At 60.7% G+C, this 12,954-nt stretch carries 15 protein-coding genes and 3 pseudogenes; 6 read left to right on the top strand and 12 right to left on the bottom strand.

Annotation, left to right across the window (positions count from 1 at the left end):
* Positions 1-309: 309 nt before the first annotated feature.
* Positions 310-552, bottom strand: a complete 243-nt coding sequence (locus tag IVB18_RS13885) for a hypothetical protein (RefSeq protein ID WP_247989648.1) — start codon at positions 550-552, stop codon at positions 310-312.
* An 18-nt stretch (positions 553-570) separates the two neighbouring features.
* Here IVB18_RS13885 and IVB18_RS13880 point away from each other — a divergent pair.
* Positions 571-1,017 (top strand): annotated as a pseudogene (locus tag IVB18_RS13880) (L,D-transpeptidase); the annotation flags it as partial.
* Positions 1,018-1,691: 674 nt separating this feature from the next.
* On the opposite strand, the gene IVB18_RS13875 reads toward IVB18_RS13880, so the two are convergent.
* Both IVB18_RS13875 and IVB18_RS13870 read right to left on the bottom strand, forming a co-directional pair.
* Positions 1,692-2,240 carry a group II intron maturase-specific domain-containing protein gene (locus IVB18_RS13875; RefSeq protein ID WP_247989647.1) on the bottom strand — a complete coding sequence of 183 codons (549 nt, stop codon included), beginning with the start codon at positions 2,238-2,240 and terminating at the stop codon, positions 1,692-1,694.
* 46 nt (positions 2,241-2,286) lie between these two features.
* Positions 2,287-2,640 (bottom strand): hypothetical protein, encoded by a 354-nt coding sequence (locus IVB18_RS13870; protein WP_247989646.1) that lies wholly within the window; start codon positions 2,638-2,640, stop codon positions 2,287-2,289.
* 653 nt (positions 2,641-3,293) lie between these two features.
* Here IVB18_RS13870 and IVB18_RS13865 point away from each other — a divergent pair.
* A complete protein-coding gene (locus IVB18_RS13865) occupies positions 3,294-4,328 on the top strand; it encodes a sulfite exporter TauE/SafE family protein (protein WP_247989645.1) in 1,035 nt (344 codons plus the stop codon).
* A gap of 157 nt (positions 4,329-4,485) precedes the next feature.
* On the opposite strand, the gene IVB18_RS13860 is transcribed toward IVB18_RS13865, so the two are convergent.
* Positions 4,486-5,220: a methyltransferase domain-containing protein gene (locus IVB18_RS13860; RefSeq protein ID WP_256476728.1), complete on the bottom strand. Its 735-nt coding sequence runs from the start codon at positions 5,218-5,220 to the stop codon at positions 4,486-4,488.
* Between the two features lie 39 nt (positions 5,221-5,259).
* Positions 5,260-5,526 (bottom strand): hypothetical protein, encoded by a 267-nt coding sequence (locus IVB18_RS13855; protein ID WP_247989643.1) that lies wholly within the window; start codon positions 5,524-5,526, stop codon positions 5,260-5,262.
* A gap of 420 nt (positions 5,527-5,946) precedes the next feature.
* Here IVB18_RS13855 and IVB18_RS13850 point away from each other — a divergent pair, with 420 nt between their 5' ends.
* The 4 genes from IVB18_RS13850 (at position 5,947) to IVB18_RS13835 (ending at position 7,537) form a co-directional block, all read left to right on the top strand.
* Positions 5,947-6,522: a hypothetical protein gene (locus IVB18_RS13850; RefSeq protein ID WP_247989642.1), complete on the top strand. Its 576-nt coding sequence runs from the start codon at positions 5,947-5,949 to the stop codon at positions 6,520-6,522.
* The gene (locus tag IVB18_RS13845) at positions 6,519-6,869 is read left to right on the top strand and encodes a hypothetical protein (protein ID WP_247989641.1); all 351 of its coding nucleotides are present in this window, start codon (positions 6,519-6,521) and stop codon (positions 6,867-6,869) included. Before IVB18_RS13850 ends, IVB18_RS13845 begins: the two co-directional genes overlap by 4 nt.
* Positions 6,870-6,956: 87 nt before the next feature.
* Positions 6,957-7,301: a superinfection immunity protein gene (locus IVB18_RS13840; RefSeq protein WP_247989640.1), complete on the top strand. Its 345-nt coding sequence runs from the start codon at positions 6,957-6,959 to the stop codon at positions 7,299-7,301.
* A 47-nt stretch (positions 7,302-7,348) separates the two neighbouring features.
* A complete protein-coding gene (locus tag IVB18_RS13835; RefSeq protein WP_247989639.1) occupies positions 7,349-7,537 on the top strand; it encodes a hypothetical protein in 189 nt (62 codons plus the stop codon).
* Positions 7,538-7,738: 201 nt separating this feature from the next.
* On the opposite strand, the gene IVB18_RS13830 is transcribed toward IVB18_RS13835, so the two are convergent.
* The 7 genes and pseudogenes from IVB18_RS13830 to IVB18_RS13800 all read right to left on the bottom strand — a co-directional run bounded on the left by IVB18_RS13830 (position 7,739) and on the right by IVB18_RS13800 (position 12,945).
* Positions 7,739-8,506: a dihydrofolate reductase family protein gene (locus IVB18_RS13830; protein ID WP_247989638.1), complete on the bottom strand. Its 768-nt coding sequence runs from the start codon at positions 8,504-8,506 to the stop codon at positions 7,739-7,741.
* Between the two features lie 123 nt (positions 8,507-8,629).
* Positions 8,630-9,645 (bottom strand): annotated as a pseudogene (locus IVB18_RS13825) (zinc-dependent alcohol dehydrogenase family protein).
* A 16-nt stretch (positions 9,646-9,661) separates the two neighbouring features.
* Positions 9,662-10,018, bottom strand: a pseudogene (locus IVB18_RS13820) (cyclophilin-like fold protein); the annotation flags it as partial.
* 182 nt (positions 10,019-10,200) lie between these two features.
* Positions 10,201-10,596, bottom strand: a complete 396-nt coding sequence (locus tag IVB18_RS13815; RefSeq protein ID WP_247991634.1) for a cupin domain-containing protein — start codon at positions 10,594-10,596, stop codon at positions 10,201-10,203.
* A gap of 131 nt (positions 10,597-10,727) precedes the next feature.
* Positions 10,728-10,949, bottom strand: a complete 222-nt coding sequence (locus IVB18_RS13810; protein WP_346732631.1) for a tautomerase family protein — start codon at positions 10,947-10,949, stop codon at positions 10,728-10,730.
* A gap of 14 nt (positions 10,950-10,963) precedes the next feature.
* Positions 10,964-11,749: a carboxymuconolactone decarboxylase family protein gene (locus tag IVB18_RS13805; protein ID WP_247989637.1), complete on the bottom strand. Its 786-nt coding sequence runs from the start codon at positions 11,747-11,749 to the stop codon at positions 10,964-10,966.
* Positions 11,746-12,945, bottom strand: coding sequence for an arabinose transporter (locus tag IVB18_RS13800; RefSeq protein ID WP_247989636.1), 1,200 nt, complete (start codon positions 12,943-12,945; stop codon positions 11,746-11,748). The genes IVB18_RS13805 and IVB18_RS13800 overlap by 4 nt, the downstream gene beginning before the upstream one ends.
* Positions 12,946-12,954: the final 9 nt, after the last annotated feature.

Here is a 12,954-nt window from a genome sequence, read left to right as displayed (position 1 = left end):
TCAACTGGAGGGAAGCGCCATGAAGATTAATTGGACGACCTCTCGATTGTTCGCACTGACATCCGCTGTTCTGGTAGCGGCTGGTGCCACTATGGCAATCGGCACTCCTCGCGGAGTCTTTGAACCAATGTTGGGCCAAGATTGGCAATGCAGCCGAACCATGCTTCTCGTGACCACCTGTTCTCACAGCCAAAGATCAGAATAAACGCCGACCAAAAGGCCCAGCTTGTGCGGTTGGAACACGATCGTCAATGTGCTGAAGCGAACAGAACATCGGTTTGAGGCTAGTATGCTCACAGTCGCTTGGCTCTAGACCCCAAGCACCTCCAGCGGCCCCGGCCTCCACACCCCAAAAGCCCCCGGCCCGCGGATCGCGCCTGTTACCTTCAGCACCTTGCCGGATGGGCAGGAGGCGTCCTTGACGAAGGCCACCTCATAGGGTGCCAGCCCGCACCCGCCGTCGCCGCAGCAACGCGATCCGCGCCCGCCGTCCGAAATTTTTGATGCGCCGCCGCGCCGGCGCCAGTATGCGCCGTTCGGTGATCGCGCCATAGAGCAAACCCAACGGCGCGGCAGCGTCAGCTCGATCCGAAATTCGAGAAACAGCTTATTGACTATAGCGGCAAGGAAAGCGCCGGCACTCTGGTGGTCGATACGCCGAACAAATTCCTGTATCTCGTCGAGGGCAACGGCCGGGCGATGCGCTACGGCATCGGTCCCGGCTTCACCTGGTCCGGCGTGAAGTCGATCACGGCCAAGCGCGAATGGCCGGATTGGACGCCGCCGGCGGAAATGATCGCCCGCCGCCCCGACCTGCCGCGGCACATGGAAGGTGGCCCGGAAAATCCGCTCGGCGCGCGCGCGATGTATCTGGGCTCGACGCTCTACCGCATCCACGGCTCCAACGAGCCCTGGACCATCGGCACCAACGTCTCCCCCGGCTGCATCCGCGTGAAGGACGATGTCATCGACCTCTACGGCCGCGTCAATGTCGGCACCAAGGTCGTGGTGATGTGAAGCGTCATGCTCTCGATGTGAGCCGTCAACTCCGCGTGCCGCGCCGGCTCGCGATGCGCGGCATCGAAGGCGTTGCGTGCCGCCGGCGTACACCTTCCAGCTATGGTCTATGCTCGCTGGCGGTGCCGCGTCGACCCGAGACGAGGGTCAACGGAGCAGCGACGACGAGTTGATGAATGGGAATGCGGTGCACGAGCGGAGCGGTTCAACCGCCGCGCCGACAGCTCCGCCTTCCTGACGCGCTCGTGCAGTCCCTCCAACTCATACAATTCGGTGATGAGATGTGTTGTCGCGTCGGTCAAGGTTGCAATGCGCTGCTGAAGTGGACTCATTTTTAAAACCCCGACTATAGCCAAGAGAGGCAGCCACATCGATGTGTGGCACGAGCAACGTGTTCTTCAAGTTGAACACCCATGTCCGAATTTGGAAATCCGGGAGTCTACGGCCGCGCGTGTCAGAGGGCGATTTCGTTTCTCATGGTGAACTCAGGCGCGTCCGGCAACGTTCAGCTCCGTGCAATCCAATAACCGTGCGCATTTGTCATATTATATCGAACGGCTTCTCTGCGTGCAGTGACACCGAAGGCGCTTGAGCTATGCCGATCGGGTAGGAGGAAGCCTCGCGGCTTCCTCCTACCACACCACCGTACGTACGGTTCCGTATACGGCGGTTCGTCAAGCACGATTGAGATGGCGGTGCAGTCCGATGAGGGACGGCAGGCCGAGTTGCGTGAAGAAGGCGGCGCGATAGGCCTCGTTCATGTGGCTGGCCCCGGCATTCCACCAAGGGCCCCGGCCGTTGGAGGCCGACCGCCATGCCCGCTCCGGATCGAGCCCGCGTTGCATCAAGCGCTTGAGGCGTGTCCGCGGTCGCTTCCACTGACGCCAGAGGACGCAGCGCAATTTGCGCCGCATCCAGCCGTCGAGTTCCTCGAACACCCCTTTGGCCTCCGCCAGCCGGAAGTATTGCAGCCAGCCGCGCAGGATGGGGGTTAGAGTTCTGGCGGTCGATGTCAGGGTTCGTCCACGCCCTTGGCGCAACGTCGTCCTCAGTTTGCTCCGCAACCGCTGCACACTCTTGGCCGCGACCCGCAGGCGCGGTTGTTTGTGGGCGGTCATGGTGTAACCGAGGAAGGTCCGCACCCAGGGACGGTCAACAGCACTCTTCGCTGCGTTGACCTTGAGCCGTAGCCGCTCGGTCAGGAAGCGCGCGATCGACGCCATCACGCGCTCGCCAGCCCGCCGCGTCCGCACGTAGATGTTGCAGTCGTCAGCGTAGCGTAGCGGCAGAAGGCGTGGCCTCGTCGCTCCTGAGTTTGCCGTTGGACTTCGGAATGAACACTCTCCTGATGGGGTCCGGTCGGTAGGTCTTTTCCCGGAGCGCAAGCGCCAGTTCGCCAAGCCACCGCTCCACGCCGTACGTCTCAATATCCGCGAAGTCCTGCCCATCTACTCCCGGTGCGCCCTTGTTGGAGCGACACTGCGCGTAGGCGTGTGCCAGAATGTCCTCACGGCTGATCTTGTCGTACAGCGCGTAAAAGCGACACCCGGCTTCTGCCTTCGCTTTCGCGTGCAACGCCTTCTGCAGTTTCTGAACAGTTTTCGGAGTTGATAGGTTGCCCAATCTCCAAATCCCTCACCACTTGTTGCGTCTGTCTTGAACTGAGGTCCCTTCCCTCCACCGGCGTTACCCGGCTTCCGCGGTAATACGAACCCCTCCGCCACCCCATGGCGCCCGACCTGTCCCTCGCGGGCGTTCGGTTGGTCATCGCTGACCACGCCACGGGGCCTCCCGTGTTGCGTACGCTTTCCTTGTGTACATGCCGCCGCCACTACCCCGGCGCAGCGTCTGAACGTATCCTTCGCTCATTTCGTCCAGACGTATCAGTCTTCCCCGAAAGGGTTGTCGGGTCGACCTGCGCATTGTCCTTTTCGAGGCTTGCTCGGCGTTCACTCGCGTTGCGGCCTGCACACTCGCGCTGTCACCAATTCGTGACACGCTAATCGAAGGCTTCAGCCACTTCGTTACCTCCATGACTGCTCCGATGCTTCCGGCTGGAGCGGTTGCCGGGTGGGGTTTGCACCCACTGGAAAACGCCGCCTTTGCACGGCGCACACCCAAGGCAGACATTGGCCCGGTCCGCGTAGCGAACGGCCTAGGCGGGATAGTCCCTTATCCTCTAGAAGCCGCCACATGGCGCATTCCGACACAGCGACCTTTGATTTTGCTACAATGCCCGCGCCACATGACCGCCGGTGGTTGGAGAAGAACTAAAGATGCCTTCCCTTGACGCCGCTTTGATCGTTGTTGCCGGGATCGCTTTGTTTGCGGCCTTTGTAAATGGTGCCCTTGGCTACGGGTTTTCGTCGCTCACCGTTCCGCTTGCGCTCATTTTTTATACAAATCGCATCCTCAATCCCGCAGTCGTTGTGATCGAAGTCATCCTGAACTGGTACGTTCTATTCATCAATCTGAGCGGCGTCCCATCCGTATGGAAAAGGGTGTTTCCTATTCTCGTCGGGATGTTGCCCGGTATCGCCATCGGGGCATTTGTTCTTTCTTCGCTTCAACCTAGTTGGATCAAACTAGGGACCTACGCGGTAATTCTGCCCCTCATCCTATTCCAGGCAGCCGGTTGGCGGAGGCCGATCCGGCTCGGCTGGTTGACAGGTCTCCCATTTGGAACGGGGCTGGGTATCCTGTATTCGGTAACGACCATCTCGGGACCTCCTTTAGCGATTTTGTTCAATAATCAAGGCCTGGTCAAAAATGAGTTTCGGGCCGGTCTCGCATTGGTTCGCGTGGCCGAGTCGAGCGTGACCGCCATCGTGTATTACCAGCTTGGCCTGTTTATAGCCGAAAGCGAGAGCCTCTTTTTGGTGTTCGTTCCCGCCGTTGTGGTTGGAATTCCGCTCGGCGCCTATGTCATCCGGCGGGTGGATTCCGAGACGTTTCGTCGGATATGCATGAGCTTTGATGCCTGGGTCGTCGGATTCGGTCTCTCCAGGGTGTTGATCGAACTGAATTTTATGCAAAGCCCGTGGGCCTACAGCGTCCTGGCCGTCACCATTTTGATAGACAGCTATTTGTTGTACATCTTTTTCACACTACGCAAAACGGCCTCAAGCGGATCACAAGCCCTGTGCGCTCCGCTGACACTCCGCGACCGGGGTGGCCCGGAGGATCGCATTCCTTCAGACATGACAGAACTTCCCCACGACCCGTTCGGTCTCCTTAACCGCTTGCTCGGTTACGTCATTGCGATCCTCGCCGTTGCGATGCTGCTATACACAATTCGCCTGCTGCCATAGAGCGGGGCAGCACCGATACAAACATCGCTGCTAATATGCGTGATGTCCCATGGCCCGTTCGAGACATGCCGGTCCGATCTGACCACGTCCGCTTGTCCGGTCAGACCGGAAGTCATCGCCTCAGGGGCAAGCCAACGCGATTGACCCACAGCCGACCTCAGTTGAGCGAAGCCGTCACCACGAAAGATTGCTGCGGGAATGTCAGCCGGCCGTTCGCCAGCATAGCGGGATCGAGGCGAGCCGCCGCGTCGTCGGCGATGGCGGCAATCTTGCGTTCACGCCCGGGACCATCCTCGCCCTTCAAAAGCGCAGCCATCGGGGTCGCCGTGAGTTGGAAGCGGACGTAATCCAGCGCTGAGGGAAAGCTAATTTGCTTGGATACGATCGCAACATTGACGTCCTCAAAGCCAGCCTGCCGCACCCAGTTGCCGAGCTCTTCGGCAGTGCAGGAAAGATGCTCGGAGCGTTTCGTCCGTGAGGACTGAGCTCCGAGAAAACTGTCGAGTGCCTGCACGAAAGCGTGCGCGGCTGGCGTTTGCTCAATGGCGCTGTAGACGCTGAGCCCGACGCGACCTCGCGGCTTGAGAACCCGGGCCATCTCTCTGAGAGCCAGCGGCCGATCAGGGAAAAATTGCAGTCCGAGTTGGCAGAGCACGACATCGAAACTATGCGCCTCGAATGGCAAGTTCAGCGCACTCCCTTCAATCCACTCGATCTTGGTCGATTTCGTCCGAGCCACAGTCAACATCGCCGAGTTGAGGTCTATGCCAACCAACCTCCCGACGTGCCCCCGTTCATCCAATAGCCGCGCCACGACGCCGGTTCCGCAGGCGACATCGAGTACGCTTTCCCCTTTGTCGTTCTGGTACGGTCGAGCAGATCCTTGGCCCAAATCGACGTGATGGCGGGGACGAGATAGCGCTCATAGAGCTCAGGGGCGCTGGCATTCCATCTGCCAAGTTTCACACGCTGCCATGACAACTTCCGAAAATGCCAGGGTGAAAACGCCAGAAAAGTAATGCCAGAAAAGGAATGAAAAAGTTATACCTGTGCTGGCCGATATGGCCAACCGGCACAAGGTCTCCGAAAACTCTGCTTGTGGCCCTTTACCGACATTCGAACTGCATCGCTCGAGCCAGGTGGTGGCAAGCTTTTCAAAAAGATGCAGTGGTACTGTCCCTTTGACCCCCAAATTCATGGTGATAGTGTCGTAACTCTGTCCGGGAGGACACAATGGGATGGTTTGACCGGCTGTTTGGAAGGACGTCGGCGCCTGCTACCCGACTCTTTGCGAGATTTAGGCGGAAATCACGGGCACCGACAGATCCTGATCTTCTGAAGATTGCCAAAGACCGAAAAAGGCATATTTCGCGAAGAGCCGTGAGAGATGAATATAATCGGCTGCTTTTGGAGAAGTACGCGCACGACAAGTCCTGATTTCTAATTCCATCCGGTGGTCCCACTACGTGCCAGCGAAGCTCTTCATCTCCGGCCGCTTCTTTCTCGCCTCGCTTATTGGCCGTCAGCGGGACAGGCTGACTGCCGCCATCGTGGTGTTTCGTCCATTACCCACCCGTTGAACTGTGCCTCAACGTTAAGTCGCGGGGAATGGTGCTGGATGGAAGGACGGGCGCGGGCAAAACCTGCCATTTTGAAGTATGTGAAATCGAAGGTGGCGCACTCAGTTGAGATTGACCCAACTGAACTGGCAATGAGCTACGTGTCCAATTCAGACGTTTTGCGTTTCCTGCAAGCCATCGGCGCGGACCTTGAGTTGACGTTCCAGGTTCTTTGGAAGCACGTCATTTGCATAGAGTTCATTCGGCTTCGCTTCAACGTCGAAAACGAAAGCGCCTCTCAGTCCGTTTTTGCGAAGATCGCGGAGCGCTTTCGGCGTGACGATCGAAAACAGAGGTCACTGAACGTAGACCCCTTCGAATATATGGTCGAGCGCACGTTGATGCGGCCGAGGGATATAATCGCGTTTGTGAATGAATGCCTCCGTCCCGCCCAAGGCAAATACGAGGTCCCGGCGACCATCATCAAACAAGCTGAAATCGAGTTCTCGCGCATTCGAAGGGAGGCGCTGGAGCAGGAGTGGCAAAGCGCCTTTCCCTCAATAAAGAAGCTTTTGGATTTTCTTGGTACGCGCAGATCAAGGATATTCCGCCGGCCATTGCCGCGAACCATGTGAACAACGGCTTGGTATGGGCGCTCGCCTTTGCGCCAATCGCATATGTGTTCGTTGATGTCGGCCTGCTTAACTACCAGAACAGCCATCCGGCAGACGACACATTTTTCGATGCCTTTCTATCACCGCTCAGTTGGCTCGTTCCGGTGTTGACGAATGCGGTGCTGTGCCTCGTCGATACAGAACAACTCAAGCGCGCCGGCTACAGCTCCGGTTGGCTGACGTTGTTCGCCCTGCTGCTGGCTCCCGTCTATCTCTTCGTGCGCGCGCAACGTTTGCGCCAGACGCCGGCCTACGGATTCGTCTGGATAGCATCGTTCATCGTCTCGATCATTCTGTGGGCAGCGTGACATGCATCCAGGCTCCCTCCATCGGACGACACCGCTCTCATAATCTTCCCAGGAATAGGCTTTCTGATTGCCGGCATCATCTACATCATGCCGAGCATCGTGGCATTCCGCCGCAACCACCCGAACCGCTGGATCATCCTCGTCATCAATGTCGCCTTCGGCGGCACGATCATCGGATGGGGGGTCGCGATGGTTTGGGCGATGCGGGCGGCCCATCGGGTGGACTCCGCAAGTAGCGGCGGGGAGTCAGGCCTCAACCTCTTCATCAACGACGTGAGGAAGATTCAGGTCGTTGACCCACCGCCTCTACCTCAAACATCCCTTTCGCATGAATTGGAGCGCCTTCACGATCTCCTTGTCAGAGGCGCGATATCCCGGACGGAATTCGATGGCCTGAAGGCCAAGCTGCCGGGTGGAGCTCCATCGCTCTGAGATGGAGCACCTGATCGAAGCTGCACTCTCAGGATGAGGCATTTGACATGACAGGCTGGACCATAGCCGCCTTTACCCATCGCCGTCGCCTGCGTCCCGCGAATGAGGACGCCGTCGCCGTCGATGCCCGTGTCCTGACCGGCGATATGAACGCGCCCATCGTCATGGCGACACCGGCCGATGGCTGCCTCCTGATGGTCGCGGACGGCATGGGGGCCACGCGCAGGGCGCGATAGCCAGCCGTGCGGTGCTCGACCATCTGGTTGCTGCCGCCGACCGGATTTCAAATCCGGAATCGTGCGCCGAGGCGATCAAGGACACTAATCGACATCTGTACGCGCTGATGCAGCAGCACGAAGCTAAGCGGAGATTCAAAACGCCTGATCTCGGACCGACGCCATTCAAGCTGAATGGCAAATTCAGCGGCGCGAGAAACCTCAACTGGGTGCGCGCTCTACGGCGTGACGCAGCCAGACCATTCCGCCTTCAAGCGTCTCGCAGTGCGTGAGCCGGAGCGCCTGTCCAGCACCAGGCCGATCACCTTCCGGACCGTGGTAGTCGATAATGCTCTGTGTTCCGGCGACGCCGTCCACGGCCGAAAAAATGAGCGTGCTGAATTCGTCGATCAGCCCGTGTTTGAGGAAGGCGCCATTGATGCTGCCGCCACCTTCCAGAAGCAGCTTCTTCACGCCGAAGGTCGAGCCGATGCGTTCCATCGCGCCGGGCAGATCATCGCCCTTGGGACCCGCAAACACATAGGACACGCCGTCCGCGCGCAGTTCTGATAGATGGACGTCGGAGACGTGCTCGCCGAGAACCGCCACGGCATGATCGCCACCCACATTGTCTTTACCGAACTGTACGCGCCCCGACGGGTCTATCCCGATGGCGAGCTTGCGGCCGTTGCGATTTCCGACATGCGCCTCGCGCGCCAGCTTTGGCGAGCTGGGGGCGCCCCGTGCAGATCCCTTTGCCATTTCGCTCATCGTCTTGCGGCCGACGATCCACCCATCGGCCTCAAAGCTTTCGTGAATCCTTTCATAGTGGCCGCGCAGGACATCGGACGACACGCCCGCTGCGGCGGATGTAAATCGGCTGGGATGAAGACGGCCGTCGATCGACGTACCCATATGGCAGATGATGTAGGGTCGCATAAGAGGAGACTCGCTCGGTTGCTCGACTAGGCGCAGATCGGGATCAGCCATGTGTTTGTGTCGGCCGCAAGGTTCTCAACGATAAGTGCACGCTGCGGTCCTATCTTTAGTTTACCAGCTTCACGGACCGACCACCGCACTAGCTACGATGCGCCTTACGATCACGCCTCCGTTTCACAGGGTGAGCATCGTCTTGATCGCGCGCCGTTCATCCATTGCGCGATAGCCTTCTGCGACCTCTGCAAGCGGCAGCGTGAGGTCGAAAACCTTGCCTGGCTTGATCCTGCCCATCAGAACACGGTCCATCAGGTCGGGCAGAAACGTCTGACCGGGGCCGGGCCGCCCAGCATGCGCCGTTGCGAAATGAACATCGCCTGGCCATCGAAGGTCACGCCGTGGGGCACGCCGACATAGCCGATGGAGCCGCCGGGTCGCGTCGAATCGATGGCCTGCGTCATGGACTCCTGCGTGCCGACACATTCCAGAACGGAATCCGCGCCGACGCCACCTGTCAACTCCTTCACGCGCTCGATACCGGCCGCCCCGCGCTCGGCCACGATGTCCGTCGCGCCGAACTCCCGCGCCAATTCCTGGCGGCTCTTGTGCCGGCTCATCGCGATGATGCGCTCCGCGCCCATCTCCTTCGCGGCCAGGACGCCCATCAGCCCCACGGCCCCGTCCCCGACGACCGCGACCGTGGATCCTCGCCGGACGTTCGCGGCATCGGCGGCGTACCAGCCGGTGCCGAGAACATCCGAAGCGGCCAGAAGATGAGGGACGAGATCGTTTCCGGGCATCTCGGCCGTGGCGACGAGCGTTCCATCGGCCAGCGGCACACGCGCGTAAGGCGCCTGAGCTCCCGTCATGAACTCCCGCTGCACACATGAGGAATGAAAGCCGAATTTGCAGTGCGGGCAGGTGTTGTCGGAGAGGCAGAACGAGCCGACGACGAACTGCCTGGGACGAACGGTTTTGACCGCGCTGCCTACTTCGACGACGACGCCGCAATATTCGTGTCCCATATGGGCGGGCGCATCCGTCGGCTGCAAACCGCGATAGGGCCAGAGGTCGGACCCACAGATGCATGTCGCCGATAGCTTGATGATGGCGTCCGTGGGCTTGACGATCTTGGGGTCGTCGACCTGTTCAAAACGGACATCGCCGGGGCCGTACATGACTGTCGCAAACATGGCTACTCCTCGTCTGTTAACCGGGTGAAAAATGCTCGATGCGCAGCGGAAACTTGCCTCGCTTGAGCAGCGGCCGCGGACCGTCATCGACACGGCCGAGCCGGATCAAGCCGCTCGAATATCTGTAGCCGCCATGAAAGAAGGCGAGATTGCCCCACGGCGCGTAGTAGCAGAGATCGCCGGCGGCCTCGTTCGAGAAAGGTCCGCTGCCTTCTTCCGTGAGCTTGCGCGGCAGATAAGCGATCTTCTCGTTGCTCGAATAATCGTCGATGCCGAGATCAAGCGGCAGCATCGTTGCGAAATCGCGAGCTGACGGGTTGTCCAGCAGCGTTACCGTGAAACCCTCTTCTTCGAAGCGGCAACGAATACGCATGGGCGCCGTCCCTCCTTGTCCTGTATTATCTGCCGTCATCTGGGCAAAGACTGACCGCGGCATGAAGACGCCCGCCGCCAGAGCGGCGGCAAATCGACGACGGGAGAGCCCATCGTGTGTGTCCGAGTTCATGTGCCCCCTCCTTCTGAATCGTCGGGTGCGCGCTGTCAGCCGGCGACCTTTTACTTCCGGTATTGCTCGTCGCTCACCTTCTCCATCCAGTCGACCGCCTTCCCGTCCAACGACTCCTGAATTGCGATGTGGCTCATCGCCGTCGTCGGGGACGCACCGTGCCAATGCTTCAGGCCAGGCGGAAACCAGACGACGTCGCCCGGCCGGATCTCCTCGATCGGACCGCCCTCCCGCTGCACCCAACCGAGCCCGGCGGTGACGATCAGCGTCTGCCCGAGCGGATGCGTGTGCCAGGCGGTCCGGGCGCCGGGCTCGAACGTGACCTGGCCGGCTCCTACGCGAGCGGGATCGGGCGCCTGGAACAAGGGGTCGATGCGGACCGTGCCGGTGAACCAATCTTCCGGGCCTTTCTGGGATGGGCGAGATCCATTTCTTTTGATGTCGATGTCCATTTGAGGCTCCTTCTGTGCTTCGGACGCGAATGCCCGCGCTCGGTAAACTCCGATCGCAGCGGCTGCGCCGCCGCAGATGAGCACGCCTCTGCGTGTGATCATCGCGTTCCTCCGCTTAGCGCAGCTCATATCCGGGCTTCTTGTAGATGGTGTCCCGCTTGCCGATGATGTCCGGCCTGTAGACGCTCTCTGTCCAGTCCCTTCGGCTCCACGTCTTCGATTCCAACCGAGACGGACTCTTCCCCATAGTTGAGCGTGCTTGTCACCGCATCGGCGACCGCTAGCGCGAGGGCTTGCTTCTGGCGCTCGGATTTGCCCGAGTAGAGCTTGACGATCACGTGCGGCATGAAAACTCACTCCTCTAGCGCTGGCGTTTTTCGAGCACGTCCTTGACGACGGGCGCTGCGGAGAACGCATTGGGCCAACCGGCATAGAACGCGAGATGGCCGAGCACCTCGCCGGCCTCCTCCCGCGTCAACCCGTTGTCCATCGCCCGGTTCAAATGGTAGGTGATCTGCGCGACCTGCCCGGTCGCGACGAGAGCGCTCACGGTAATCAGGCTGCGGTCACGGGGAGCGAGATCCGGTCTCAACCAGAGATCCCGAAAGAGCACGTCTGTCGTGTATTGGACGAGACTTGGCGTGATCTGGCCGAACTGCTCTCCGACACGTGTCGCCCGCTGCTTCTCCGCAGCCTCGTCGAGCGGAAGCTGCGGTCCTGAGGTCGGCGGGAGCTGGTCGTCCCCGATGCCTCGGCTCTTGAAGACGTCCCTTGCCGCGGGGATCGCATGCATCGCGTTCGCCCAGCCGGTGTAAAAAGCCAGGTGCGTGATGATCTCGGATATTTCGGTCGGCTTGACGCCGTTGCCGAGCGCGAGACCGAGATAATACGGCAGCTCGATGATTTGGTCACGAGCGATGAGAGCCGCGACGGTGACGATGCTCCGGTCTCGCGGCGAAAGACCTGGTCGCTTCCAGAGATCGCCCATGAGGACTTCCTGCGCATATTTCTGCAGAGCGGGGGCGACGGTGCGGACATCTTCCGATTTCGACATAGGATTCACTCCCTCTATGGGCGCCTGTTCCGCGGCGGCGGCGCCCCCGACTGCCAGACAGATCGAACATAAGGTCACTGCGAGCATTCTCATTTCGGTTCTCCTTCCGTCGTTGCCGGATGCGCCATCAGCCACGAGGCGACGACTGCGGCGCATAGGACGGTCGCCGCGCTGGCGAGGAATACGACGTTCAGCCTCGCCCCGGTCGCGATCAGTCCAAGCGCGGGACTCGCGAGACCCTGAGCAAGGTCGAGAAAGGCGGTGTAGGCGCCCATTGCGAGGCCGCGACTTTGCTCGGGCACGCGGCGCACGGCTTCGACGCCGAAGCCGGGGTAGACCAGCGAGAACCCGAAGCCAGTGAGCGCGGCACCCACCAAGGCCATTTCGGGTCGAACCGCCAGCCAGATCAGCGCCTGGCCGAGCGCTTCGACGAGCGCGCAGACAAGCGCGACTTTTGCCCCGCCGATCGCGTCTGCCAGATGGCTGAAGAATGCCCGCGCGAGAATGAAAGCGACTGCGTAAGCCGAGTAGGCGAGCCATCCGTTGGACCAACCTCGGCTTGCGAACAGCAACGCAACGAAGGTCGTGACTGCACCGAAACCCACGCTTCCGAGCGCCGACCCCAGGCCCGGCACCCATACGGCACCGACCACTTCGGCGAACGAGAAGCGGGCGTGCCGCATGGGAGCGATCGCTGGAAGGCGAACGACGAGAAGCAGGGTCGCGAGGGGAGCCGCGGCAGTAGCGAATGCAATCGCCGCAAAGCCGTAGGCGGCGTAGAGGGCGGCTCCGGCCGGTGCGCCGATCGCAAACGCGGCGAACATCGCCGAACCGACCCACGCGATGACCTTGCCCGTACTCCGAGAATCGACGAGCGCCAGACCCCAGCTCACGGCCGCCGTGATGATGAAGCTCTCCGCCCCGCCGAGCACGCCACGCCCCAGCAAGAGAATGGCAACCGACACTGATGGCGCGGCGCCGAAACCGAGCGACAGCAAATAGAGCAGTCCGGAGGCCGCGGCTGCGACCAGGCCGGCGATCACCCCACGCTTGGCTCCGCGGGCGTCCGCGTAGTGGCCTGCCCAGGGGCGTGAGACCAACGAGGCGGCGAACTGGCTGCCGGCGACGAGGCCGACCATGAACGTGCTCTGCCCCAAGCCATCGTGCACATGGACCGGAAGAACGGGCATGGCAATGCCGATGACGAGAAAGGCGACGAAGACCACCACCATGATCGGCAGCAGCATCGGGGCCACGTCCGACTTCGCGTTCTTCGCGGCCGTGGGCATCGATGGGTG

The organism is Bradyrhizobium sp. 186 (assembly GCF_023101685.1).
In the GTDB taxonomy this organism is placed as follows: domain Bacteria; phylum Pseudomonadota; class Alphaproteobacteria; order Rhizobiales; family Xanthobacteraceae; genus Bradyrhizobium.
This window is presented reverse-complemented; position numbering and strand designations above follow the sequence as displayed.

Coding starts and splice junctions, on each gene's coding strand:
- IVB18_RS13885 (WP_247989648.1), bottom strand. CDS start 552: ATGGCGCGATCACCGAACGGCGCATACTGGCGCCGGCGCGGCGGCGCA.
- IVB18_RS13875 (WP_247989647.1), bottom strand. CDS start 2,240: ATGGCGTCGATCGCGCGCTTCCTGACCGAGCGGCTACGGCTCAAGGTC.
- IVB18_RS13865 (WP_247989645.1), top strand. CDS start 3,294: ATGCCTTCCCTTGACGCCGCTTTGATCGTTGTTGCCGGGATCGCTTTG.
- IVB18_RS13855 (WP_247989643.1), bottom strand. CDS start 5,526: ATGAATTTGGGGGTCAAAGGGACAGTACCACTGCATCTTTTTGAAAAG.
- IVB18_RS13850 (WP_247989642.1), top strand. CDS start 5,947: ATGGAAGGACGGGCGCGGGCAAAACCTGCCATTTTGAAGTATGTGAAA.
- IVB18_RS13840 (WP_247989640.1), top strand. CDS start 6,957: ATGCCGAGCATCGTGGCATTCCGCCGCAACCACCCGAACCGCTGGATC.
- IVB18_RS13835 (WP_247989639.1), top strand. CDS start 7,349: ATGACAGGCTGGACCATAGCCGCCTTTACCCATCGCCGTCGCCTGCGT.
- IVB18_RS13830 (WP_247989638.1), bottom strand. CDS start 8,506: ATGGCTGATCCCGATCTGCGCCTAGTCGAGCAACCGAGCGAGTCTCCT.
- IVB18_RS13810 (WP_346732631.1), bottom strand. CDS start 10,949: ATGCCGCACGTGATCGTCAAGCTCTACTCGGGCAAATCCGAGCGCCAG.
- IVB18_RS13805 (WP_247989637.1), bottom strand. CDS start 11,749: ATGAGAATGCTCGCAGTGACCTTATGTTCGATCTGTCTGGCAGTCGGG.
- IVB18_RS13800 (WP_247989636.1), bottom strand. CDS start 12,945: ATGCCCACGGCCGCGAAGAACGCGAAGTCGGACGTGGCCCCGATGCTG.